We start from the raw sequence: 23153 nt of genomic DNA on the forward strand, positions 1-23153 counted from the left end.
GGAGAGCAGATAACCGTGGGCGCAGTGCAGTTCCAGCAGGTCGAAGCCGGCGCGGGCGGCCCGCCACGCGGCGGCGGTGAACTGCTCGCGGATCCATGACCAGGTCGAGGAGCCGGGTGGCGCGTGTCCGCCAGTCGTCGTGCGGGTCCAGCTGCCACAGGCCCGCGATGGCGAGGAGGAAGTCGTCCGCGGTGACTCCCGGCCGGATCGTGCCGGCTTCGTCGTTGGCGCGCAGCAGGAGTTCCGCGGCGGCCGTCACCGGCGTGGGGGGCGGCTTCCCGGGGCCGCCCGGTGCGCTGGTGGCCTGCCGGATCGCCTCGGCCAGTCCGGCCTTGGTCATGGCGAACTCGGAGAGCCGGTCCATCCAGGCACGCAGGGCCTGTTCGGGTGCCCGGGTGCGGAGGAGATGGGCCGCGGCGTCGGCGACCTGCTGCATCTCGTGGCGGTAGATCTCGAGGACGAGTGATTCCCGGTTGGGGAAGTTCCGGTAGAAGGTGCCCTGTCCGACACCGGCCTTCTTGGCGATGGCGCTGAGCGGGGCGTCCGCGCAGCGCGACAGTTCCGTGACCGCCACGTCCAGGATGCGCTCGCGGTTGCGCTGTGCGTCCGAGCGCCGGGGTGATTCCTTGTGCTGCGGCACTCGTTCCTCCTCGAGGGTCGTGGCCGAACCTCGCCCTTGCTAAGCGGACAGCTGTCCGTTACGTTTCCAGATAGCGGACAGTTGTCCGGTTGTCCCCACCATAGCCGCGGACGCCGTCCCACGGCAGTCGCAGGCCGCCCGGGGTTCCGTCCCCGCACCCCGCCCACCCGCGCCGGCCGAACCCCTCCCGGCCTCCCTGGAAACGCGAAAGAAGCAGCTCATGGCCTCATCGACGTCCAGTGTCATCACTCTGAGGATCAACGGCGAGAAGTACACACTGCCCGTCGACCACCGCACCACCCTGCTCGACGCACTGCGTGAGCGCCTCGATCTGACCGGCACCAAAAAGGGCTGTGACCAGGGGCAATGTGGCGCCTGTACGGTCCTGCTGGACGGTCGCCGGGCCGTCGCCTGCCTGCAACTGGCCGTGGCAGCCGAGGGCCGTGAGATCACCACCATCGAAGGCGTGGCCGACGGCGACCGGTTGCACCCCGTCCAGCAGGCCTTCCTCGACCTGGACGGCTTCCAGTGCGGTTACTGCACGCCTGGACAGATCTGTTCGGCGATCGGGGTGATCGAGGAACACGCGGCGGGCTGGCCGAGCGCCGTCACCGACGACGTCCGGCCCGAAGCGGGGCCACCACCCCTGACGGCCGACGAGATCCGGGAGCGGATGAGCGGCAACCTGTGCCGTTGCGGCGCGTACGTCTCCATCGTCGAGGCGGTGGCCCGGGCCGCCGAGGAAGCGGCGGCCAAGGGGCGCACGACCCCCATGGCGGGTGCGGAAGAGGTGGCGGCATGAAGGAGTTCGCCTATCAGCGGGCGTCCGACGTGGCCGGTGCCGTCGCGTTGCTCGGCGCCGATCCGCACACCCGATTCCTCGGCGGCGGCACCAACCTCGTCGACCTCATGAAGACCGGTGTCGAGCGGCCCGCCCGGCTCGTCGACATCCGCGAACTCCCGCTCGACAGCGTCGAGTCGACCCCGCAGGGCGGTCTGCGTATCGGTGCCACCGTCACCAACGGCGACCTGGCCGCCCACCCCGAGGTCCGGCGCCGCTACCCGGCGCTGGCGCAGGCGGTCCTGGCCGGCGCGTCCGGGCAGCTGCGCAACATGGCCACGGTCGGCGGGAACCTGCTGCAGCGCACCCGCTGCGGCTACTTCACCGACGTCACCAAGCCCTGCAACAAGCGTGTCCCCGGCAGCGGTTGCCCCGCGGTCGAGGGTGAGCACCACAACCACGCGATCCTGGGCGCGTCCGGCCACTGCGTGGCCGTACACCCCTCGGACATGGCCGTGGCCCTGAGCGCGTTCGACGCCGTCGTCCACTTCGAAACGGCCGAGGGGCCGGGGGAGTCGCCGCTCGACGCGTTCTACCTGCCCGTCGGTGACACCCCGCACCGCGAGACCGCCCTGCCGCAGGGCGCGCTGATCACCGGCATCTCGCTGCCGCCCGCCCCGGTCGCCGCCACCTCCCGCTACCGCAAGGTGCGCGAGCGTGCCTCGTACGCGTTCGCCATCGGCTCGGTCGCCGCCGCGCTCGACGTCCGGGACGGCGTCGTCCGCGACGCCCGCCTGGCCTTCGGCGCCGTCGCCTCGCGTCCATGGCGGGCCGTCGCCGCCGAACGGGTGCTGACCGGTGCGACGGCCGACGCCGCGACGTACGCCGCCGCGGCGGACGCCGAGCTGGCGGCGGCCCGGCCGCTGCCGCACAACGGATACAAGGTGGACCTCATGCGCAACCTCGTGGTGGCCGTCCTGTCCGAACTCGCCGAGGAGTCCGCCCGATGACCACCGCAACCACCGGAACACGCACCCGCACACCCTCCGTCGGCACCGCCCACACCCGCGTCGAGGGCAGGGACAAGGTCACCGGAGCAGCGCGCTACGCGGGCGAGGTGCCCTTCGCCGACCTCGCCCACGGCTGGCTGGTGCTGTCCACGGTCGCCCGCGGCCGTATCCGCGCCCTCGACACCGACCCCGTCCTCGCCATGCCGGGTGTTCTCGCCGTCCTGGACCACCGCAACGCCCCACGCGTCAACACCGACTACACCGGCCTGCTGGGCACGCGTCCGGACCCGACCTGCGCGGTCTTCCAGCACGACCGCGTGCCCCACCTCGGCTGGCCGGTGGCCCTGGTCGTCGCCGAGACGTCCGAGGAGGCCAGGGAGGCCGCCGAAGCCCTCGTGGTGCACTACGAACAGGAGCCCCACGACACCGACTTCACCGGCGAGCACCCCGACGCCCACCCGGTGGACGGCCACATGCCCGCCGTGACGGAGAAGGGCGACCTCGACGCCGAACTGGCCGCCTCGGCCGTCGTCCTGGACGCCGAGTACACCACGCCCGAAGAGCACCACAACCCGATGGAGCCGCACGCGGCGACCGCCCGCTGGGACGGCGGCCGGCTCGAGGTGATCGACTCCAACCAGGGCGCCACCTGGGTCGTCGGCGAACTCGCGAACCTCTTCTCGCTCGACCCTGCCTCGGTGCGCGTACGCTCCGAACACGTCGGCGGCGGCTTCGGCAGCAAGGGCCCCCGCGCCCACCAGGTGGCCGCCGTGATGGCCGCGACCGTTCTTCAGCGGCCCGTGCGCGTGGTCCTGACCCGCCGCCAGATGTTCTCGCTGACCGGATACCGCAGCCCCACCACCCAGCGCGTCCGGCTCGGCGCCGACGCCGACGGACGGCTGCGCGCACTGGAGCACCGCTCGGTCAGCGTCACCTCCACCGTGCACGAGTTCGTCGAGCCGAGCGCCGGGGTGGCCCGGGTGATGTACGACGCCGACGCCCACCACACCGCCAACCGCGTCGTACGGCTCGACGTGCCGACCCCGACGTGGATGCGTGCCCCGGGTGAGGCGCCCGGCTCCTTCGCGCTGGAGGCGGCGCTCGACGAACTCGCCGAGCAGTGCGGGATCGACCCGATCGAGCTGCGTCTGCGCAACGAACCCGACAAGGGTCCGGTCTCCGGCCTCCCCTTCGCCGGCCGTAATCTGGCCGCCTGCTTCCGGGAGGGCGCCCGCAGATTCGGCTGGGCGGACCGGGACCCGCGCCCCGGGCTGCGCCGGGACGGTCGCTGGCTGCTCGGTACCGGTACGGCGGCGGCCTCCTTCCCCTCGGGCGCCGCACCGTCCACCGCGACGGCGACCGCGCTCCCGGACGGCACGTTCACCGTCCGGATCTCCGCGGCCGACATCGGCACCGGGGCCCGTACGGCACTCACCCTGGTCGCCGCGGACGCACTCCAGGTGCCGCCGGAGCGCGTCCTGGTGCGCATCGGTGACAGCGACTTCGGCCCGGCGATGATCGCGGGCGGCTCGATGGGCACCCGCTCCTGGTCCTGGGCCGTCACGGCCGCGGCCGGCGAACTGCGCGAACGGCTGGCCCTCGGTGCCGACATCCCCGCGGAGGGCATCACGGTACGGTCCGACACCGCCGCCGCCATCGGTGCCCTCGCCCCCGCCGAACGGCACTCCTTCGGCGCGCAGTTCGCCGAGGTCGCCGTGGACCCCGCCACCGGCGAGGTGCGGGTGCGGCGGATGCTCGGCGTCTTCGCCGCGGGCCGGATCGTCAACCCGCTCACCGCACGCAACCAGCTCCGGGGCGGCATGATCTGGGGCATCTCCATGGCCCTGCACGAGGAGGCCGTACGGGACCGCGCCTCGGGCGGGGTCGTCGGCGCCGACCTCGCGGGCTACCACGTGGCGACGCACGCCGACGTACCCGCCGTGGAAGCCGACTGGATCGACGACGCCGACCCGAACGACCCGGTCGGGATCAAGGGCATCGGCGAGATCGGCGTCGTCGGCGCCGCGGCCGCCGTCGCCAACGCCGTCTGGCACGCGACCGGTGTACGCCACCGCAGTCTGCCCATCCGCCCCGACCGCATCCTGTCGGCCGCCGCGGAGGCGCCGGATGCTTGACCTCGCCGAGGAACTGCACCGCTGGAGCGAGGAGGGCCGGGAGTTCGCCGTGGCCACGGTGGTGGCCGTCGGCGGCAGTGCGCCCCGCGGTCCCGGCGCCGCCCTCGCCGTCGACCGCCAGGGCACCGTCATCGGCTCGGTCTCCGGCGGCTGTGTCGAGGGCGCGGTGTACGACCTGTGCCTCGAGTCGCTGAAGACCGGTGAAAGCGTGCTCCAGCGGTTCGGCTACAGCGACGAGGACGCCTTCGCCGTGGGGCTGACCTGCGGCGGGACGATCGAGGTACTGGTCACGCCCGTGGCCGGGCAGACCGGGACGGTCCTGGCGTCGGCCCTGTCGGCCGCCGCGCGGAACGAGCCGACGGCCCTCGCCCGGGTCGCCCGGGGCCCGGCCGAACTCCTCGGCCGGGCCCTGCTGGTCGGCCCCGACGGCAGCCACGAGGGCGGCCTCGGCGGCCATCCGGACCTGGACCGGACGGTGGCGGCCGAGGCCCGGGCCCTGCTGGAGGCGGGCCGTACCGGCACGGTGGACGTCCCGGCGAGCGGAGCGGGACGGGGGTCCCCGCGGACGGAGTCGGGGGGAGGCTTCCCCTGCCCCGGCGGCCTCACCCTGCTGGTCGAGTCGAACGTGCCGCCGCCCCGCATGATCGTCTTCGGTGCGATCGACTTCGCGGCGGCGCTGGCACGGGCGGGAAAGTTCCTCGGCTACCACGTGACCGTGTGCGACGCCCGTCCCGTCTTCGCCACGCGGGCCCGCTTCCCCGACGCCGACGAGGTGGTGGTCGACTGGCCGCACCGCTACCTGCGGCGCACCGGCACCGACGCCCGTACGGTCCTGTGCGTGCTCACCCACGACGCGAAGTTCGACGTCCCCCTGCTGAAGGAGGCCCTGCGCAGGCCGGCGGCGTTCGTCGGCGCGATGGGCTCACGCCGCACGCACGAGGACCGCAACCGGCGGCTGCGGGCGGAAGGCGTGAGCGAACGGGAACTGGCCCGGCTGCGCTCACCGATCGGCCTCGACCTGGGCGCCCGGACTCCGGAGGAGACCGCCCTGTCGATCGTGGCGGAGATCGTCGCAGCCCGGCGGGGCGGCACGGGCGTTCCCCTCACCGGTTCCGGGACGCCGATCCATCGCGGGAGTATAATATTCAGCACCTGATGAATTACTGCTCTCCCGAAGGGCAGAACCGCCATGGAACACAGGGAACACACCACCTGCTGTGTGGTGGGCGGCGGCCCCGCGGGCATGGTGCTCGCCCTGTTGCTGGCCCGGGCCGGCGTCGAGGTGACGGTCCTGGAGAAGCACGGCGACTTCCTGCGCGACTTTCGCGGCGACACCGTCCACCCGTCCACGCTGGCGCTGCTGGACGACCTGGGCCTGGCCGAGCGCTTCGCCCGGCTGCCGCAGCGCCGCGTACGCACCGTCCAGCTGCCGATCGGAGCCGGCCGCTCGCCGGTCACGGTCGCGGACCTCACGGTGCTGCGGGGTCCCTACAACTATGTGGCGATGGTGCCCCAGTGGGACCTGCTGGACCTGCTCGCGGACGAGGCCCGGCGCGAGCCGCCCTTCCGGCTGCGCATGAACACCGAGGCGACCGACTTCCTGATCGAATCCGGGCGGGTGACCGGGGTGCGCTACCGCACCTCCGACGGCCGCACCGGGGAGTTGCGCGCCGTCCTCACCGTCGCCTGCGACGGCCGGGGGTCACTGGCCCGTGCCCGGCCGGAACTGGGACTGCACGGCTTCGCCTGCCCGATGGACGCCTGGTGGTTCCGGCTGCCGCGCAAGGAGGGCGACCCGCAGGGACTCGTCGGCGCCGCCGGTGACCGCTTCCTGACGGCGATGATCGACCGCGGCGACTACTGGCAGTGCGCCGGGCTCATCCCCAAGGGAACGGACGCCCGGCGCCGCGCCGCCGGCCTCGACCGCTTCCTGGCCGAGTTCGCCGCCGCCGCTCCCTGGATGGCCGACCGCGTGCACGCCGTGCGCTCGTGGGACGAGGTCAAGCTCCTCGACGTGCGCCTGGACCGGCTGCGCCGCTGGCACCGCCCCGGCCTGCTGTGCATCGGCGACGCCGCGCACGCGATGTCCCCGGTCTTCGGCATCGGCATCAACCTCGCGGTGCAGGACGCCGTGGCCGCCGCCCGCTTCCTCACCGAGCCGCTGCGCCGCGGCATCGTGGGCCTGCGCGACGTGCACCGGGTGCAGCGCCGCCGCCGGCCCACCACGGTCGCCACCCAGGCCCTCCAGCGGACGGCCCACGCCCGCTTCATCGCACCCGTCCTGCAGGGCCGGCCGCCCCTCGGGAGCGCGGACCGGGCCCGGCGCGTCGCGCGTCTGCTCGCCGAGTCGCGGTGGATCCGACGGCTGCCCGCGTACTTCGTCGCCTACGGCGCACTCCGGGAACGCCCACCCGCCGCGGCCGTCCGGTAGTGCAGCCGCAGGATGCCTCCACAAAAGGGGTCCCGCACATCATTGACTTGACAAGAGTTGTCGCGACAACGATGCTGTTCGGTGTGAAGACGACGAGCGGACTCCACGACCACCTCGGCTACTGGCTCCGTCGCCTGTCCGACGAGGTCCACAGCCGGTTCGAGGCCGAACTCGGCCGGCATGACGTCACCGTCTCCCAGTGGGGCGTGATGGTCAGCGTGTTCCACGGCCACGACACCACCAAGGCCGTGGCCGTGCACATGGACATCGATCCGGGAGCCGTCTCCCGCCTGGTGGACCGCCTCGCCGTCAAGGGCCTCGTCCGCCGCGAGCCCGACCCCGCCTCCCGGCGCACGGTCCGGCTCGTACTGACCGGCCAGGGCCGGGCCCTCGTGCCGGTACTGGCGGAACTGGCCGACCGCAACGACGCCCACTTCTTCGGCTCGCTGGAGGCCGGCCGGCGCCGGCAGCTGGAGGAATGGATCCGGCGCTTGGTGGGAGAGGCCCACCCCGCGGCACCATCCGACGAACCCTGAGAGAAGCACACCGTGAGCATCAGCGCATCCGTCACCAAGACCATCGGCGTCGACCGCCCGTGCGAGCAGGTCTTCGCCTTCCTCGCGGACCCCGCGAACTGGCCCCGGTGGGCCGTGGTCAACGTCCGGTCCATCGAGCCCACCGACGACCCCGGCTGGTGGCGCATGTCCACCCCGCTGGGCCCGGCCAGGCTGCGCCTGCGTGCCAACGCCGAGTACGGCATCCTCGACCACGACTACGTCGACGACACCGCCTCCTGGCAGGTACCGGCCCGCGTGGTCCCCAACGGCGAGGGCGCCGAGTTCATGATCACCTTCCATCGGCCGCCGTCGCTCACCGACTCCGAGTTCACGCAGCAGACCGACCTGGTCGACACCGAACTCGCCGCCCTCAAGAAGGTCCTGGAGGGCGGCGCGGCAGGCGTCACAGCATGACGTGCTTGACCTGCGTGTAGTCCAGCAGTCCGGCGAGGGAGAGATCGCTGCCGTAACCCGAGTGGCCCACGCCCCCGTGCGGCATCTCCGAGACCGTCGTGCCGTGGGTGTTGACCCAGACGATGCCGGTGCGCAGCGCCCGGCTCGCGCGCATGGCCCGGTCGTGGTCGCGGGTCCAGACACTCGCGGCCAGCCCCTGGGGAACCCCGTTCGCCAGCCGGAACGCCTCGGTCTCGTCGGTGAAGGGCTGGACGGTGACGACCGGCCCGAACACCTCGCTCTGCACGATCTCGTCCTCCTGCCGGACCCCGGCGACCACCGTCGCGGCGTGGAAGCAGCCGGGGCGGTCCAGGGGTCTGCCGCCGGCGACCACCTCGGCGTGGCGCGGTAGGCGGGCCAACAGACCTGTGACGGAGGTGAGTTGAGCCGGGCTGGTGAGAGGCCCGAAGTCGGCGCGTTCGTCGTCGGGGCCTCCGGGTCGGCGCCCTGCGGCTTGTTCGGCGAAGGCGGCCAGAAAGGTGTCGTGGATCCGGCCGTCGACGAGGATCCTGGTGGCCGCCGTGCAGTCCTGTCCCGCGTTGTAGAAGGCCAGCGAGGACAACTGCGCGACCGCGTCCTCGAGATCGGCGTCCTTGTGGATCAGCACCGGTGCGTTGCCGCCGAGTTCCAGGTGCAGCCGCTTGAGATCGGCCGCCGCGGCGGTGGCGATCTCCTGCCCGGCGCGCACACTGCCCGTGACGGCCACCAGCCGGACGAACGGATGGGACACCAGCGAGCGCCCGGTGTCACGGTCGCCGCACACGACGTTGAGCACACCGGCCGGCAGGTGCTCGGCGGCCAGCCGGGCCAGGAGCACGGCTGAGGACGGCGTGGTGTCGGACGGTTTGAGCACGACCGTGTTCCCGGCGGCGAGAGCCGGAGCGATCTTCCACACGGCCATCATCAGCGGATAGTTCCACGGGGTGATCTGGGCGCAGACTCCGACCGGCTCGCGGCGCAGCACGGAGGTGCGGCCCGGCGTGTACTCGGCTGCCGCGGCGCCCGGCAGATTCCGGGCGGCCCCGGCGAAGTACCGCAGCACGTCCACGACCGCGGGCAGTTCGTCCATGAGGAACAGCACCCGGGGCTTGCCCGTGTCGGTCACCTCGGCGTCCGCCACCGCGTCGGCCTGCCGCTCCAGGGAGTCGGCGATACGCAGCAGGGCCGTCTGCCGCTGTGCGGGCGTCGTGGCCGACCAGCCGTCGAAGGCCCGTTGAGCCGCCCGGCAGGCCGCGTCCACGTCCTCGCCCCCGGAGAGCGGGGCCAGCCCGTGCTGGAGTCCGCTCGCGGGGTCGATCAGTCGCAGGGTGGCCCCGGAGGCGGCCGGGACGTCCTGGCCGCCGATGTGGTTCAGCAGCGTGGTGAGGCGGTCGGTGTCAGCCACGGCGCAGTGCCTCCTCGGCGGCGGCGCGGCCGGTGCGGACCGCGCCTTCCATGTATCCGGCGACCCACTGGTCGGAGCCGCAGACGTAGAACGGCGGTTCATGCGTGCCGTGCAGCGGGCCGACCGCCGTCACCTCGCCCGGCGGCCACTGGGTGACATAGCCCTGGGTCCACGGGTCGGTGCCCCACAGCCGCAGATGACAGGCGGCCGGCCGCAGTGCCTCGTCGCCGAACAGCGCGGCCATCTCGGCGAGCAGCTCCGGCGTGCGCAGATGGGGCGGGGTGCCCAGCAGCACGCCGTAGCGCTCGGGCGGGATCAGCGCCGACAGCACGCCCTCGTGCTGCGGCCAGGTGCTGCCCAGGACCCCTTCCGTCTCGGACAGGCCGTTCAGGCCGTCGGCGCGCCAGAAGGGACGGTCGTACACGGCGGCGAACTTGGCGGCCGTCGCCTGCCGCTGCCGGTGCAGCGAGGCCAGGCGGGCGTCGCTCACACCGGTGACGGCGACCGACCGCAGCGGTCCCACCGGCAGGGCGCTCACCACGGCCGCCGCGGTGAGGACCTCACCCGTGACCAGCCGCACGGCGCAGTGTCCGGGGCGGACGTCCAGCGTGGCGACGGGCGAGCCGAGGCGGATGCGCGGGCCCAGCTCGTGTCCCATGACCTCGGCGAGGGTGGCGGAGCCCGCCGCGAGCCGCAGCCCCTCCCAGGCGTCGTAGTCGTAGTCGCCGGTGCCCGGGACCGCCGCGCTCTTGCGCAGCGCGGCCAGCAGCGAGATCCGCTCGTACGATCCGCCCGCCAGGGCCAGTTGGCCGATGTCCCACAGCCGTACCACGGCCGGTGCGGCGTGGCGGGAGCGCAGCCAGCCGGCCACGGACAGCCGGTCCAGGGCGTCCGCCGCGGGATGCGACCAGGGGTCCTCGGGGTCGACCGTGGCGGCGAGTTCGCCGAACTCCTTGCTCAGCTGCTGGTGCTGGGCCATGTCGCCGGGGCCGAACCAGTGCGGCGGGTCGCCCGCCGAGAGACCCTCGGGGGTGGCACGGGTCATGCGGCCGGGTTCGGCGACGTAGCTGGGCACGAGTTCCAGGCCGAGCTCCCCGGCCAGCCGCAGATAGGCGGTGTGGGCGTGGCCGACCACTTCGCCGCCCAGCTGCACGGTGCGGCCGTCGGGGGTGCGGGTCTGCTCGACCCGGCCGCCGACGCGGTCCCGCGCCTCCAGGACGAGTACGTCGGTGCCCGCGGCGGCGAGGTCCCGGGCGGCGGCGAGGCCGGCGAGCCCCGCCCCGAGCACGATCACGTCGTGATGCATCGGTTTCGCTCTCCTGTACGGGGTGTCAGGCCAGGACCAGGCAGTGTTCGGGCCGCCAGCCGAACTCCACCGTCTCGCCACCGCTCCAGCGGTCCTCCATGCGGGCGCGGGCCGTGTTCTGCTCCAGCACGGACAGCGTGACGCCGGGGGCGAGCTCGATCAGGTACGTGGTGGTCGGGCCGCTGTAGACGGTCTCGCGGATCACTCCGCTCAGCATCGACATGCCCGGTTCGAAGTCCGACAGCCAGATCTTCTCGGGGCGTACGGAGACGCTGACGGCGGTGCCGTCCGCGATGCCGGGCCGTGCGCCGACCGGCAGGGCGGGACCGCCGTCCAGGGCGACCTCACCGCCCCGGTAGGTGCCGCCCATCAGGTTCGAGGTGCCCATGAAGGACGCCACGAACCGGCTGGCCGGATGCTCGTAGACGTCCTCGGGGGTGCCGCACTGCTCGACGCGGCCCTCGTTCATCACGGCGATCCGGTCGGACATGGTCAGCGCCTCGTCCTGGTCGTGGGTGACGAAGACGAACGTGATGCCGACCTCGCGCTGGATCTGCTTGAGTTCGACCTGCATCTGCCGGCGCAGCTTCAGGTCCAGGGCGGCCAGCGGCTCGTCCAGGAGCAGTACGGCCGGACGGTTGACGAGCGCTCGGGCGAGGGCGACGCGCTGGCGCTGGCCGCCGGAGAGGGTACGGGGCTTGCGGTCGGCGAGGCCGGAGAGCTGGACCAGCTCCAGCATCTCGCCGACCCGCTGGCGGAGCTCGGCCTTGGCGACGCCCGTGCGCTTGAGGCCGAAGCCGACGTTGTCGGCGACGCTCAGATGGTCGAACAGCGCGTAGCTCTGAAAGACGGTGTTGACGTTGCGCTTGTTCGGCGGCAGCGCCGTCACGTCCTCACCGGCGAGCAGCACCGCACCCTCGGTCGGGTCGCTGAACCCGCCGATCATGCGCAGTGAGGTGGTCTTGCCGCAGCCGGAGGGGCCCAGCAGGGAGAAGAAGTGGCCGGCCTCGATGTCGAGGTCGAGACGGTGGACGGCGTAGGAGTCCCCGAACTGCTTGGAGACGCCGTCGAGCCGGACGGCGGGGGTCGCGTCCATGGATCACTCTCCGGAGAGGATGTCGAGGCCGCCGCGGCGGCCGAAGAGGCGCGGGAGGAACAGGGCCAGCGCGATCAGGCAGATGGATCCCGCGAGCATCAGCGTGCCGACTGCGTTGATGGTGGGCTGCAGCCCGAAGCGGATCGCGGAGTAGATCCGCACCGACAGTGGCTGGGGGTCGACACCGGTGGTGAAGTAGGCGAGGACGAAGTCGTCGAAGACGAGTGCGAAGATCAGCACGGCCGAGGCGAGCACGGCGGGCAGCAGGGCCGGCAGGGTCACCAGGCGGACCGCCTGCCAGCGGGTGGCGCCCAGGTCCATCGCGGCCTCCTCCACCTCCGGGTTCAGCGCCGCGACCCGGGAGCGCAGGATGACGGTGACGTAGGAGATGGAGAAGGTGATCTCCGAGAGCATCACCGTGCCGGTCGACAGGGCCACGCCCAGGCCCTTGAACAGCAGCATCGAGGCCACGCCCGTGACGATCTCCGGCGTGATCAGCGGCACCAGCATGATCAGGCCCGCCAGCGAACCGAGCCGGGTGCGGCAGCGCACCAGACCGAGCGCGAGCGCCACGCCGAGGACGACCGAACCGGCCATCGCCACCAGGGAGATGCGCAGACTGGTCCCCAGGGACGAGATCAGTACGTCGTCGTGGACGAAGGCGCGGTACCAGCGCAGGCTGAACCCGCCGAACACGGTCAGCGACTTCTTGGAGTTGAAGGAGAACAGGGCCACCACGGCGATGGGCAGGTAGAGCAGGGCGAAGAACAGCCCGGTGACGGCGATCAGGATCCGCGGTCTGCGGTCGGCGCGCCCGCGACGGGTGCGGGTCCGGGCCGCCGGGCGCGCGGGAGCGGTGGAGGAGGGCAGGCGCAGCAGGGTCATCGGCGGGCCTCCGCCTCGTCCTTGCGGGTGCGCCGCAGATAGCCGAACATCCCGACCAGCAGCACCAGCATCAGCAGCATGGTGAGCGCGGAGCCCAGTGGCCAGTTCTGGCCCTGGAAGAACTTGTCCTGGATGAGGTTGCCGATCATGATCTGGTCCGGTCCTCCCATGAGCTGCGCGCTGACGAAGTCGCCCATGGCGGGCAGGAAGACCAGGACGAGCCCGGCCGCCGCGCCCTGCCGGGTGGCGGGCAGGGTGACGAAGAAGAAGGTGCGGACGGGGCCGCCGTACAGGTCGCGGCCGGCCTCGACGAGGGAGACGTCCAGGCGTTCCAGGGCCGCGTACAAGGGGATGATCATGAAGACGACGAAGCCGTAGACGAGCCCGGCGACCACACCCGCACCCGTGTTGAGGATCTTCGTGCTGCCGTCGGCCAGTCCGACGGCGCGCAGGGCGCGCAGCACCGGTCCGTCGTCGGAGAGGACCACCGACCACCCGTACATGCGGACCAGGTAGTTGGCGAAGAACGGGACGACGATGGCCGCGATCAGCGCGTGTTTGTACCGTCCGCCGTGCAGGGCGATGGTGTACGCCACCGGGTAGGCGATCAGCAGGCAGATCACACAGGTCAGCAGGGCGTAGCCGAGCGAGCGGGCCAGGACCTCGGTGTAGGCGGGGTCGGCGAGGGCGCGCACGCCGGACAGGTCGAAGCCGAAACGCGGGTTGCCGAGGTCGTCGGTGGTGCCGACCGCGAGGACGGCGACGAGGACCAGCGAGGCGATCAGGAACCCGGTCATCCACAGGGTGCCGGGCAGCATGAGCCAGGTCCACATGCGGGTGCCGGTGGCGTCGGTGCCCCGGCGGCGGGGGAGGAGTGCCATGTCAGCCCGCCTTCACATGGGTCCAGGCGGTGTCGCGGGCGTCCTCCGCCGTGCGGCTGCCGTTGCGGAAGAACAGGTCCCCCTTCAGCTCGTCCTCGGTGACGAGGCACTCGGGGAAGGGCTTGACCAGCTCGGCGTAGGTCTTCTCGGAGCCGGCCACCGGCATCGGATAGCCGATGTACTCGATGTTCCTCTTCACGTTCTCCGGCCGCAGCATGTAGTCGATGAACAGCATCGCGGTGCCCGGGTGCGGGGCGTTCCAGGGGATCGCGTAGCAGTCGGAGTTGATCGGCGTGCCCTCCTTGGGGGCCGCGAAGCCGAACACCGAGGGGTCCTTGGCCTGGTTGAGCATGGCGGCCATGTCGCCGCTCCACGCCTGGGTGATGACCGCGTTGCCGTTGAGCAGGTTGTTGTAGCTGTCGCTGGAGAAGCCGCGCAGCCGCGGGCGAAGGGCGCTCAGCAGGGAGGTGATGCGGTCGAGGTCACCGGGGTCGCCGGTGCTGACGTTCAGGCCGAGTTCCAGGGCGCCCATGCCGAGCACCTCGTCGCGGTCGTCCAGCAGGAAGACCTTGCCGCGGGCCTTGTCGCTCCACAGGTCCCGCCAGGAACCGGCGAGTTCGCCGATCCGGTCGCGGCGCCAGCCGATGCCGGTCTTGTACGCGGTGAACGGGACGGTGTGCCGGGAGCCCGGGTCGTACCAGGGATCGGCGAAGTAGGTGTACGTGCCGAATATCGCGTGCGCGTGGGGGAGCTGGGAGTGGTCTATCCGGCGCAGCCGGCCCGCGTGGGCCAGGCGCTGCGCCCACTTGGCGGAGGGGAAGATGACGTCGTAGCGGTTGCCGGCGTTGAGCTTGGCGACCATGCCCTCCATCGAGTCGAAGTTCGACTGGACGACCCTGACGCCGTACTCCTTCTCGAAGCCCTTGAACACGGCCGGGTCGACATAGTCGGCCCAGTTGAAGTAGACGAGATCGCCGTCGACGCGCGCCGGGACCGGGGCGAGCTGCTTGGCGTCGGGCATCCTGGCGGGCATGAACCCGCAGCCGCCGGCCGCGGCGCCCAGCAGTCCGCAGGCGCCGGCCCGCAGCACGGCGCGTCGGGTGGGTGGGGGTACCTCGGGGGACACGGAACGTCCTCTCCGTCGAGGAACGGCACAACTCCAGGGCTGGACCGGCTGGTCGGCTCACGGAGGCCCTGACTCCGTAGGGAAGACCGGTCTGGGGAGGGTGCGAGCGTGTGTCAGCGGGGGAGGGATAAGCCCGTCCGGAGACGTACGGTGGAGGGCGCGCGGGAGCACGTCACGGCGTGCGGCCCTCCAGGTCGTCCCGGACCCGGCGGGCGAACCAGCCCACGGCGGCCTCGCGCTGCGACAGCGGCCCCGGTTCGAAACCGGGCGTGGTCAGCCCTGCCTGTACCCGCTCCACCAGCTCGGCGTCCTCGTCGTTGGTGACCCAGCCGATGTGGATGTTCAGCCGCCGGGCCAGCCGGGTGCGGACGCTCTCCCCGTGCTTGGTGTAGAAGGCGCCGGGGATCGCCGCCCGGTCCTGGGCGGTGGGCAGGGCGGTCCACGCGAGCACGTGGTCAGGGTAGAAGTCGATGAGCGTGTTCGGGTAGATCACGGCGTACCGCCACACCCGCCGGTCGGCCTCGGCCAGTCCCGGCATCGGGGCCGCCAGCCGCTGGTAGAGCCGCTCGGTCCAGTTCGAGGAGGGCTTGTCGCGCAGCGGTGACTCGAACAGGACGTAGTGCTCCTGCACGTCCACCGTGTACGCCTGGTAGTCGAGCAGCCGCATGAGCGCGGGGTGGGCCACGGGGACGTGGTACCCCTCCAGGTAGTTGTCGACGATCACCTTCCAGTTGGCGTTCTGCTGCTCGCCGCCGGACAGGTCGTGGATGCGGTGCTTGCCGACGGGGACGAGGTCCGCCCCGGCGTAGCGGCCCACGGCCTCGGCGAGGCCCTTGCAGGATTCGGCGAGTGGCGTCGCCTCCATGTCGAGGTTGACGAAGACGAAGCCCAGGAACGACTCCACGTTCACCGGGTGCAGGCCGAGCCGGGGCTTGTCCAGGCAGGGGATCCGCCGTGCCTCGGGGGCGCCGACGAGGCGTCCGTCCAGCTTGTAGGTCCAGCCGTGGTACGGGCAGCGGATCGCCTTGCCGGCGGGCTCGGGTGCGGTGACCAGGCGGGTGCCGCGGTGCCGGCAGACGTTGAGGTGGGCGGCGAGGCCGCCGTCCTCGGTCCGGACCACCAGGACCTCCCGGCCGGCGGCGGTGGCGGTCAGCCGGGCGCCGGCGCCGGGGAGGTCGGACTCGTGGCAGACGAGCTGCCAGGACCGGGCGAAGATGTGCTCGGTCTCGGCCTCGGCGATGGCCGGATCCGTGTAGTAGCGGGCCGGCAGCGCCTCCCCGGGATGCTCGGGGGGCGACCCCGGCGCGTCGGCGGTGCCGGCGGCCGGCCGGGTGGGCGTGGGGTGCATGGGATCCTCCTCCGCGCCGCGGCGGCGGCGATGGGCGGTGAGGCTACGCCGGGGAAATGGGCAGGTCCAGGCCTTCCGACCTGCCGGGATCCGGCTGACTAATTGGTTAGTCAGAGTGCGTCCGGGGCGATGCCAAGTCAAGACTTGTGGGCTGACTAATTAGTTAGTTAGTGTCGTGGCAGGCGAAGGGCCCGGACCCGCAGCGCGTTCCCGGACCCACCCGCGCATCCCGATCCGCGCCCCAGGCGTCCGATTCCGGACACCCCGGTCCGGGCGGTGCACGGCTCCGGCCAGTCACCTCGCACCGATCCGGACACCCGCTGTCCACCCGTGCACGGCCCCGCCGCCTGCACCCCGCACCCGCTTCCCCACCCCTCTCACCGGGCGCCGGAGCACCTCCCTCCCCACTCCGCCCTCGCCGCGCCACCCCGTTCCGGGCCGTCCGGACACGGTGCGACCCAGGAGGCACGCATGAGCGCTCGCCGAAGTCTGGTATGGCTCGGCCTCACGCCGGAGCCCGAACAGGAACTGCCCGCCGCGGTGGCCGCACTCCGCGCCCCCGCCGACGGCCACCCGCCGCCCCCGGCACTGGTCGCCGCCGAGCGCCACCGCGTCCAGCGGCTGGTGCTGCGCGGCACCCAGGGCAGCTGGCTGCGCTACCTCCGCGAAGTCACCGACCTGGTCGTCGAGGCCGCGGCGGGACCCGCCGCGGCCGACCCCCGGCCGGCGCTGGTGGCCGGCGAGGTCGTCCTCGACCACCACCGCATGCTGATCGGCCTGCCCGGCACCGCCTACGCCCGAACGGCCGCGCAGCGGCGGGACCTGGAAGAGGCACTGGCCCGCCTGAGCGCCCGCGGCCGTCCCACCCACCGCGGCCACACCGAGCCCAGGAGCACCGTATGACCGGCGTCCACTCCCTCCTCCCCGAAGGACAGCCCGGCCTGCTCGTCTCACCGGTGTTCGGCGCCGAGCCGCACCGGGAGGTCGAGGACCTTGCCCGCTACCTCGCCACAGGCGGGTACACGCCGCTGACCTCGCGGGACCGGCTGCTCGACCGGATCGACGGCCTCGGACTGCGGGGCCGCGGCGGTGCCGGCTTCCCCGCCGCCGTGAAGCTGCGCGCCGTCCGTGACGCACCCGGCCGGCCCGTCGTCGTCGCCAACGGCGAGGAGGGCGAGCCCGGGTCCGTCAAGGACCGGTGGCTGCTGCGCCACCGACCGCACCTGGTCCTGGACGGCCTGCGGCTGGCCGCGGCCCTGACCGGTGCCGGACACGGCTGCGTCTACCTCTCGGACCCCCTCGCCGAGCAGGCCGTCCGTAACGCCCTCGCCGAGCGCCCCGCCTCCCCGCGCGTCGACGTCGTACGGACGCACCCCGCCTACGTGGCGGGAGAGGAGTCCGCGGTCGTACGGCGCATCGGCGGCGGTCCGGCGCTGCCCACGGCGAAGCCCCCGCGCCCCTTCGAGGCAGGGGTCGGCGGCGCCCCCACGCTCGTCGCCAACGTGGAGACACTGGCACGGATCGCGCTGATGCACGCGTGCCCCGACGCCGCCGCGGCCGTCGCCGCCGCCCATCTGGTCACGCTCTCGGGACCGGGCGGCACCGACGCCGCACTCGTCGAGGCACCCGCCGGCACCCGTCTGAAGGCCCTCGCCGACCTCTGCGGGCACGGCACGGCCGAGGCGGTCCTCCTCGGCGGCCTCTTCGGCGGGCTGTACGGCCCCGGCTGGACGGACCTGCCGCTCGACCACGACCGGCTGAAGGCCGCCGGCGCGGCGCTCGGCTGCGGGGCGCTGCACTTCCTGCACCCACAGGACTGCCCGGTGGCCACCGCCGCCGAGGCCACCGCCTACCTCGCGGCACAGAGCGCCCGGCAGTGCGGTGTGTGCGTCTCCGGAACCGGAGCGCTGGCCGGCACCCTCACGGCCGTCGCACGCGGCGAGGCGGGCGAGGACCCGGCCGAGAAGCTGCACCGCTGGTCGCGGCAGCTGCCCGGCCGCGGGGCCTGCGGGCTCCTCGACGCGGCCGCCCGCATCGTCGCCACCCTCCTCACCCACTTCCCCGACCGCATCGGCGCCCGGCACGGCTCCGGCTGCCCGGCGTGCACCCACGTGGTGGCCGACGACGGCCGCCGGTTCACGGTGACCGTGCCCTGACCCTTCAACTCCCGCCCCCCCGTCACGCCCCGAAGCCCGCGCTCCCGAAAGGACCCCACCGTGAAACTCCTGCTGGATTCCACCCGCTGCCAGGGCTACGGCCTCTGCCAGGAACCCGCGCCCGAGCTGATCGACCTCGACGAGTGGGGGTATGCGCGGGTGCTCCTGAGCGACGTGCCGGCCGAGGGCGCGGGCGCCGCCGAAGCCGCCGTGGCAGCCTGCCCCAACTCCGCGCTGCGACTGGTGAAGTGACATGGGACGTGACCTGTCGGCACTCTTCGACCCCGTCTCCGTCGCCGTCGTCGGAGCCAGCGACGACCCCGCCAAGTACGGCCACGCCATCGCCGCACAAGCCCTGCGCGCGAACGGCCGCCGCCCCCTCCACCTGGTCAACCGGCGCGGCGGCACGGTCCTCGGACGCACCGCCGCCCCCAGCCTCAGCGCGATCGGCGAACCCGTCGACCTGGCGGTGGTCTCCGTACCCGCCGCCGGCTTCGAGGACGCCGTCGACGAGGCCCTCGCCTGCGGCGCCCGGGCCATCGTCGCCATCACCGCCGGCTTCGCGGAGACCGGCGACGCGGGACGGACCCGCCAGCACGCCGTCGCCGCACGCGTTCGCGCCGCGGGTGCCGTGATGGTCGGACCGAACTGCCTGGGGCTGGCCGACAACACCACGGATCTCTTCCTGGCCTCCGACACCTTCACCCCCGGCGGTGTCACACTGCTCAGCCAGAGCGGCAACCTCGCCCTGGAACTCCAGCTCCGCTTCCGCCCGCACGGTCTCGGCTTCTCCCGCTTCGTCTCGCTGGGCAACCAGGCCGACGTCACCCTGGTCGACCTGCTCACCGACTGCGCCCGGCACGAGGGCACCCACGCCATCGCGGTCTACGCGGAGGACTTCGCCGACGGACGCGCCTTCGCCGAGGCGGCCGCCGTGGCGGGCAAACCCGTGGTCCTGCTCACCGCCGGACGCGGCGACGCCTCCGCCCGCAGCGCCCAGTCCCACACCGGGGCGCTGACCACCTCCGCCGAGGTGGTGAGCGCGGCCTGCCGGGACGCCGGTGTGGAACTGGTCGCCACCCCGCGTGAACTCACCGTCGTCCTCGCCGCGTCGCACGGCGCACGACGCGCGGCCGGCCGCCGGGTCGCCGTCCTCACCGACGGCGGCGGCCACGGCGTCATCGCCGCCGACGCCGTCGAGTCGGCCGGCCTGACCGTCCCCGAACTGCACCCGCCGACACGGGACCGGCTGCGGACGGTCCTGTGGGAGCAGTCGGCCGTCGCCAATCCGGTGGACCTCGCCGGGATGGGCGAGCAGGACCCGGGTTCCTACGCCGAGACCGTCGCCGCGCTGCTGGCGGCCGAGGAGGCCGACGCCGTTCTCATGACGGGCTACTTCGGCGGGTACGCGGCCGCCGACGGCGGGCTCGGCGGAGGCGGCACGGTCCTCGCGGACGGTGAACAGGCCGCCGCGCGCCGCATCGCCGACCTCCACCGCGCCACCGCCAAACCGCTCGTGGTGCAGTCCATGTACCCCGCCTCGCCCAGCTGCCGCACCCTTGCCGCCGCCGGCATCCCGGTCTTCTCCGCCACCGAGGACGCCGCCCGCGCCCTCGCCGCCACGGCACCCCACGCCGCGCCCACCGGCGTGCCCCCCCTTCCCCGCCCCGCCGCCCCCCTGCGCGAGAGCGGCTACCTGCAGACCCGCGGCGCCCTCGGAGCGGCCGGACTCCCCTTCCCCGCCGCCCGGGAGGTCCACGACGAGAACGAACTGCTGGCCGCCACCGAGGAGTTCACCGGACCGTACGTCCTCAAGGCCCTCCACCTGCTGCACAAGTCCGACGCCGGCGGCGTGGCACTCGGCCTGGCCGGCCCCGGCGAACTCCTGGCCGCCTTCCGGGAGATGCACGCCCGCCTCGGCGCCCCCTCCTACTCCGTGGAGGCCATGGCGGACCTGAGCGACGGCATCGAGCTGATCGTCGGCGTCAACCGTGACCTCCGTTTCGGCCCCGTCGCCATGGTGGGCCTGGGCGGAGTGCTGGCCGAAGCCCTCCACGACGTCGCCTTCACCCTGGCGCCCGTGACCGCCGACCGCGCCCTGCGGCTGCTGCGCGGGCTGCGCACCGCCGCCCTGCTCGACGGGGTGCGCGGCAGACCCCCCGTCGACGTCGCCGCGGCCGCGGCGGCCATCGAGACGATCACCGCGTTCGCCGCCGCCCACCCGGAGATCGCCGAGATCGAGGTCAACCCGCTGCTCGTCAGCCCGCACGGGGTCCTCGCCCTCGACTCCCGCGCCGTACTCGCCTGACCACCCCCGCCGTGACCCGACCGAAGAAGGCCTCATGGACATGCGCTACACCCCCGAACAGGCCGACCTCAAGCGCCGCGCCGCCGCCTACGCACGCCTGCTGATGCGCTGCGAGGACCAGTCCGAGCAGGCCGGCGGCCCCCTGCCGCAGGAACTCGTCACCGAACTGACCCGGGCCGCCATGGACGCCGGCGTCTACGCCATCAACATGCCCGCCGAGTGGGGCGGCGCCGGTCTCAGCCTCCTCGACCAGGTCATCGTGGAGGAGGAGTTCGGCAAGGTCACCAACTGCCTGTGGGACATTCCCTGGCGGCCCGCCAACGTGCTCGCCCACGGCGATGAACGGCAGCGGGAGAAGTACCTGCTGCCCGTGATCCGCGGGGAGAGGTTCGACGCGTTCGCCGTCACCGAGCCGGGCGCCGGCTCGGACCCCTCCTCCGGCACCTCCACGGCCACCCGCACCGACGGCGGCTGGCTGCTGAACGGCGAGAAGTGGTTCGTCACCTGCGGCGACATCGCAGACTTCCTGCTGGTGCAGGCCGATGCCGGCCCGGACCGGCTGCCCACCCTCTTCTTCGTGGACAAGGCCGCCCCCGGAGTCGCGATGACCCGGCTGCCGCACTTCATGCACTCCGCGGTCAACGGGCACCCCGAGTTCACCTTCACCGGCGTCTTCGTGGCCGACGAGGACGTGCTCGGCGGCGTCGGCAACGGCTACGAGCTGACCAAGGAATGGTTCACGGACGAACGCCTGATGATCGCCGCGCGCACCGTCGGCGCCGCCGAGCGTGCCCTGCAACTGGCCCGTGACTGGGCGGTGGAGCGCGAGCAGTTCGGGGCGCCGATCGCCTCGTTCCAGCTGATCCAGGGCATGCTCGCGGACTGCGCCGTGGACATCGCGGTCAACCGCGCCTACACCCACCAGGTCGCCTGGGAGGCGGATCAGCCGGACACCGACCGCAAGACGCTGCACGCCAAGGCCTCCACCGCCAAGCTCGCCGCCAGCGAGGCCGCCGGCCGGGTCGCCGACCGCTGTCTGCAGATCTTCGGCGGCCGTGGCTACGACCGCACCTACCCCGTCGAGCGCATGTACCGCGAGCTGCGCGTGGACCGGATCTGGGAGGGCACCTCCGAGATCCAGCGGCTGATCATCGCCAACGAGCTGATCAAGCGCGGCACCCGCGCCCTGGCCCTGCCCACGCACTGACCCCTTCACCGCACAGCCCCTTCACCGCGAAGCGAGGACCTCCATGGACTTCCGTCTCACCCCGCGCCAGGCACAGCTCAAGGCCGACGCCCGCGCCCTCACCGACGTCATCGCCGCCTACGAGATCCCGTGCGAGGAGAACAACGGCCTGCCCGCCGACGCCCACGCCGAGATCCGCGACGCGGTCCTCGACTCCGGCCTCCAGGCGGTCAACATGCCGGCCGAATGGGGCGGCGCCGGACTCACCGTCGCCGAGCAGGTCACCGTGCAGGAGGAACTGGGACGGCTCACCGGCGCCCTGTGGGACATGGTGTGGCGGCCCGCCAACGCCCTCCGGTTCTGCACCCCCGAGCAGCGCGAGCGCTTCCTCGTCCCGGTGATCAGGGGCGAGCGCCGCGACTGCTACGCCGTCACCGAACCCGGCGCCGGCTCGGACCCGCAGAACCTGGCCACCACGGCGACGAAGAACGACCGGGGCTGGGTACTCAACGGCGAGAAGTGGTTCGTGACCGTCGGCGACCACGCCGACTTCATGATCGTCCTGGCCGCCGCAGGACCCGAGCGCGCACCGACGCTGTTCCTCGTCGACAAGGACACCCCCGGCATCGAGATGACCCGCGTGCCGCGCTTCATGCACACCTTCGTCTACGAGCACCCCGAGTTCACCTTCACCGACGTCCAGGTCGGCGAGGACGCCGTGCTCGGCGGCATCGGCGAGGGCTACGACATCACCCGCTCGTGGTTCACCGAGGAACGGCTGATGATCGCGGCGCGCACCACCGGCGCCGCCGAGCGCGCCCTGGAACTGTCCCGTGACTGGGCGGTGGAGCGGGAGCAGTTCGGGGCGCCGATCGCCTCGTTCCAGCTGATCCAGGGCATGCTGGCCGACTGCGCCGTGGACATCGCGGTCAACCGCGCGTACACCCACCAGGTCGCCTGGGAGGCGGATCAGCCGGACACTGACCGCAAGACGCTGCACGCCAAGGCCGCCATCGCCAAGCTCGCCGCGAGCGAGGCCTCGGGGCGCGTGATCGACCGGTGCCTGCAGATCCACGGGGGCCGCGGCTACGACCGTACGTACGCCGTCGAGCGGCTCTACCGGGAACTGCGCGTGGACCGGATCTGGGAGGGCACCTCCGAGATCCAGCGGCTGATCATCGCCAACGAGCTGATCAAGCGCGGCTCGGGCGTCCTGGACCTGCCCACCGCCTGATGACAACGGCTGACACGGACCGAAGGGGACCTCGCATGAGCGGCATCGAACGCGTCGGAGTCGTCGGCTGCGGCCTGATGGGTGCAGGCATCGCCGAGGTCTGTGCGCGGGCCGGCCTGCCGGTCACGGTCGTGGAACGCGACGCATGCTGGTGGATGATCCGGTCAAACGGGTCGACAACATGACCATGGACTCGGGCCTGGAGGCCCGTGTGCCGTTCCTGGACCACGAGCTGG

Annotated in this window: 21 protein-coding genes and 2 pseudogenes; 15 read left to right on the forward strand and 8 right to left on the reverse strand. The window is 72.7% G+C overall.

The genetic code is table 11. The features are described 5' to 3' along the window. Nucleotides 1-640: TetR/AcrR family transcriptional regulator (locus ACWC94_RS15630; protein WP_450797082.1), on the reverse strand; the 640-nt coding region annotated here is incomplete at its 3' end. A 220-nt stretch (nt 641-860) separates the two neighbouring features. Between ACWC94_RS15630 and ACWC94_RS15635 the strand changes: the two genes are divergently transcribed. The 7 genes from ACWC94_RS15635 (at nt 861) to ACWC94_RS15665 (ending at nt 7968) form a co-directional block, all read left to right on the forward strand. After that, nucleotides 861-1442, forward strand: a complete 582-nt coding sequence (locus ACWC94_RS15635; protein ID WP_450797083.1) for a 2Fe-2S iron-sulfur cluster-binding protein — start codon at nt 861-863, stop codon at nt 1440-1442. Then, nucleotides 1439-2431 (forward strand): FAD binding domain-containing protein, encoded by a 993-nt coding sequence (locus ACWC94_RS15640; protein WP_450797084.1) that lies wholly within the window; start codon nt 1439-1441, stop codon nt 2429-2431. Before ACWC94_RS15635 ends, ACWC94_RS15640 begins: the two co-directional genes overlap by 4 nt. Then, nucleotides 2428-4566, forward strand: coding sequence for a xanthine dehydrogenase family protein molybdopterin-binding subunit (locus ACWC94_RS15645; protein ID WP_450797085.1), 2139 nt, complete (start codon nt 2428-2430; stop codon nt 4564-4566). Before ACWC94_RS15640 ends, ACWC94_RS15645 begins: the two co-directional genes overlap by 4 nt. Beyond that, nucleotides 4559-5722, forward strand: coding sequence for an XdhC family protein (locus tag ACWC94_RS15650; RefSeq protein WP_450797086.1), 1164 nt, complete (start codon nt 4559-4561; stop codon nt 5720-5722). The genes ACWC94_RS15645 and ACWC94_RS15650 overlap by 8 nt, the downstream gene beginning before the upstream one ends. Before the next feature lie 33 nt (nt 5723-5755). Further along, entirely contained in the window at nt 5756-6997 is a 1242-nt protein-coding gene (locus tag ACWC94_RS15655; protein WP_450797087.1) for an FAD-dependent oxidoreductase, read from the forward strand. Nucleotides 6998-7080: 83 nt separating this feature from the next. After that, the gene (locus tag ACWC94_RS15660; protein WP_450797088.1) at nt 7081-7533 is read left to right on the forward strand and encodes a MarR family winged helix-turn-helix transcriptional regulator; all 453 of its coding nucleotides are present in this window, start codon (nt 7081-7083) and stop codon (nt 7531-7533) included. A gap of 12 nt (nt 7534-7545) precedes the next feature. After that, a complete protein-coding gene (locus ACWC94_RS15665) occupies nt 7546-7968 on the forward strand; it encodes an SRPBCC family protein (RefSeq protein WP_450797089.1) in 423 nt (140 codons plus the stop codon). On the opposite strand, the gene ACWC94_RS15670 is transcribed toward ACWC94_RS15665, so the two are convergent. The 7 genes from ACWC94_RS15670 to ACWC94_RS15700 all read right to left on the reverse strand — a co-directional run bounded on the left by ACWC94_RS15670 (nt 7958) and on the right by ACWC94_RS15700 (nt 16033). After that, a complete protein-coding gene (locus ACWC94_RS15670; RefSeq protein ID WP_450797090.1) occupies nt 7958-9391 on the reverse strand; it encodes an aminobutyraldehyde dehydrogenase in 1434 nt (477 codons plus the stop codon). The genes ACWC94_RS15665 and ACWC94_RS15670 overlap by 11 nt on opposite strands. Then, nucleotides 9384-10697: a flavin monoamine oxidase family protein gene (locus tag ACWC94_RS15675; RefSeq protein ID WP_450797091.1), complete on the reverse strand. Its 1314-nt coding sequence runs from the start codon at nt 10695-10697 to the stop codon at nt 9384-9386. Before ACWC94_RS15675 ends, ACWC94_RS15670 begins: the two co-directional genes overlap by 8 nt. Nucleotides 10698-10722: 25 nt before the next feature. Continuing rightward, on the reverse strand, nt 10723-11793 hold the full coding sequence (locus ACWC94_RS15680; protein WP_450797092.1) for an ABC transporter ATP-binding protein: 1071 nt from the start codon (nt 11791-11793) through the stop codon (nt 10723-10725). A gap of 3 nt (nt 11794-11796) precedes the next feature. After that, nucleotides 11797-12678, reverse strand: coding sequence for an ABC transporter permease (locus ACWC94_RS15685; RefSeq protein ID WP_450797093.1), 882 nt, complete (start codon nt 12676-12678; stop codon nt 11797-11799). After that, nucleotides 12675-13559: an ABC transporter permease gene (locus tag ACWC94_RS15690; RefSeq protein ID WP_450797094.1), complete on the reverse strand. Its 885-nt coding sequence runs from the start codon at nt 13557-13559 to the stop codon at nt 12675-12677. The genes ACWC94_RS15685 and ACWC94_RS15690 overlap by 4 nt, the downstream gene beginning before the upstream one ends. Before the next feature lies 1 nt (nt 13560). Next, nucleotides 13561-14685, reverse strand: coding sequence for a polyamine ABC transporter substrate-binding protein (locus tag ACWC94_RS15695; protein ID WP_450797095.1), 1125 nt, complete (start codon nt 14683-14685; stop codon nt 13561-13563). Nucleotides 14686-14857: 172 nt separating this feature from the next. After that, complete coding sequence (locus ACWC94_RS15700) at nt 14858-16033, reverse strand: aromatic ring-hydroxylating oxygenase subunit alpha (protein WP_450797096.1); 1176 nt, start codon at nt 16031-16033, stop codon at nt 14858-14860. A 471-nt stretch (nt 16034-16504) separates the two neighbouring features. Here ACWC94_RS15700 and ACWC94_RS15705 point away from each other — a divergent pair, with 471 nt between their 5' ends. From ACWC94_RS15705 to ACWC94_RS15740, 8 genes and pseudogenes are all read left to right on the forward strand, one after another. Next, the gene (locus tag ACWC94_RS15705) at nt 16505-16936 is read left to right on the forward strand and encodes a hypothetical protein (protein WP_450797097.1); all 432 of its coding nucleotides are present in this window, start codon (nt 16505-16507) and stop codon (nt 16934-16936) included. After that, on the forward strand, nt 16933-18189 hold the full coding sequence (locus ACWC94_RS15710; RefSeq protein WP_450797098.1) for an NADH-ubiquinone oxidoreductase-F iron-sulfur binding region domain-containing protein: 1257 nt from the start codon (nt 16933-16935) through the stop codon (nt 18187-18189). The genes ACWC94_RS15705 and ACWC94_RS15710 overlap by 4 nt, the downstream gene beginning before the upstream one ends. A 60-nt stretch (nt 18190-18249) precedes the next feature. After that, on the forward strand, nt 18250-18441 hold the full coding sequence (locus tag ACWC94_RS15715) for a ferredoxin (RefSeq protein WP_450797099.1): 192 nt from the start codon (nt 18250-18252) through the stop codon (nt 18439-18441). Between the two features lies 1 nt (nt 18442). Beyond that, nucleotides 18443-20497 (forward strand): acetate--CoA ligase family protein, encoded by a 2055-nt coding sequence (locus ACWC94_RS15720; RefSeq protein WP_450797100.1) that lies wholly within the window; start codon nt 18443-18445, stop codon nt 20495-20497. Between the two features lie 34 nt (nt 20498-20531). Continuing rightward, the gene (locus tag ACWC94_RS15725) at nt 20532-21704 is read left to right on the forward strand and encodes an acyl-CoA dehydrogenase family protein (protein WP_450797101.1); all 1173 of its coding nucleotides are present in this window, start codon (nt 20532-20534) and stop codon (nt 21702-21704) included. Between the two features lie 43 nt (nt 21705-21747). After that, the gene (locus tag ACWC94_RS15730; protein WP_450797102.1) at nt 21748-22917 is read left to right on the forward strand and encodes an acyl-CoA dehydrogenase family protein; all 1170 of its coding nucleotides are present in this window, start codon (nt 21748-21750) and stop codon (nt 22915-22917) included. 35 nt (nt 22918-22952) lie between these two features. After that, nucleotides 22953-23094, forward strand: a pseudogene (locus ACWC94_RS15735) (3-hydroxyacyl-CoA dehydrogenase NAD-binding domain-containing protein); the annotation flags it as partial. Between the two features lie 4 nt (nt 23095-23098). Continuing rightward, nucleotides 23099-23153, forward strand: a pseudogene (locus tag ACWC94_RS15740) (asparagine synthase-related protein); the annotation flags it as partial.

Source organism: Streptomyces sp. NPDC001135, assembly GCF_053598395.1.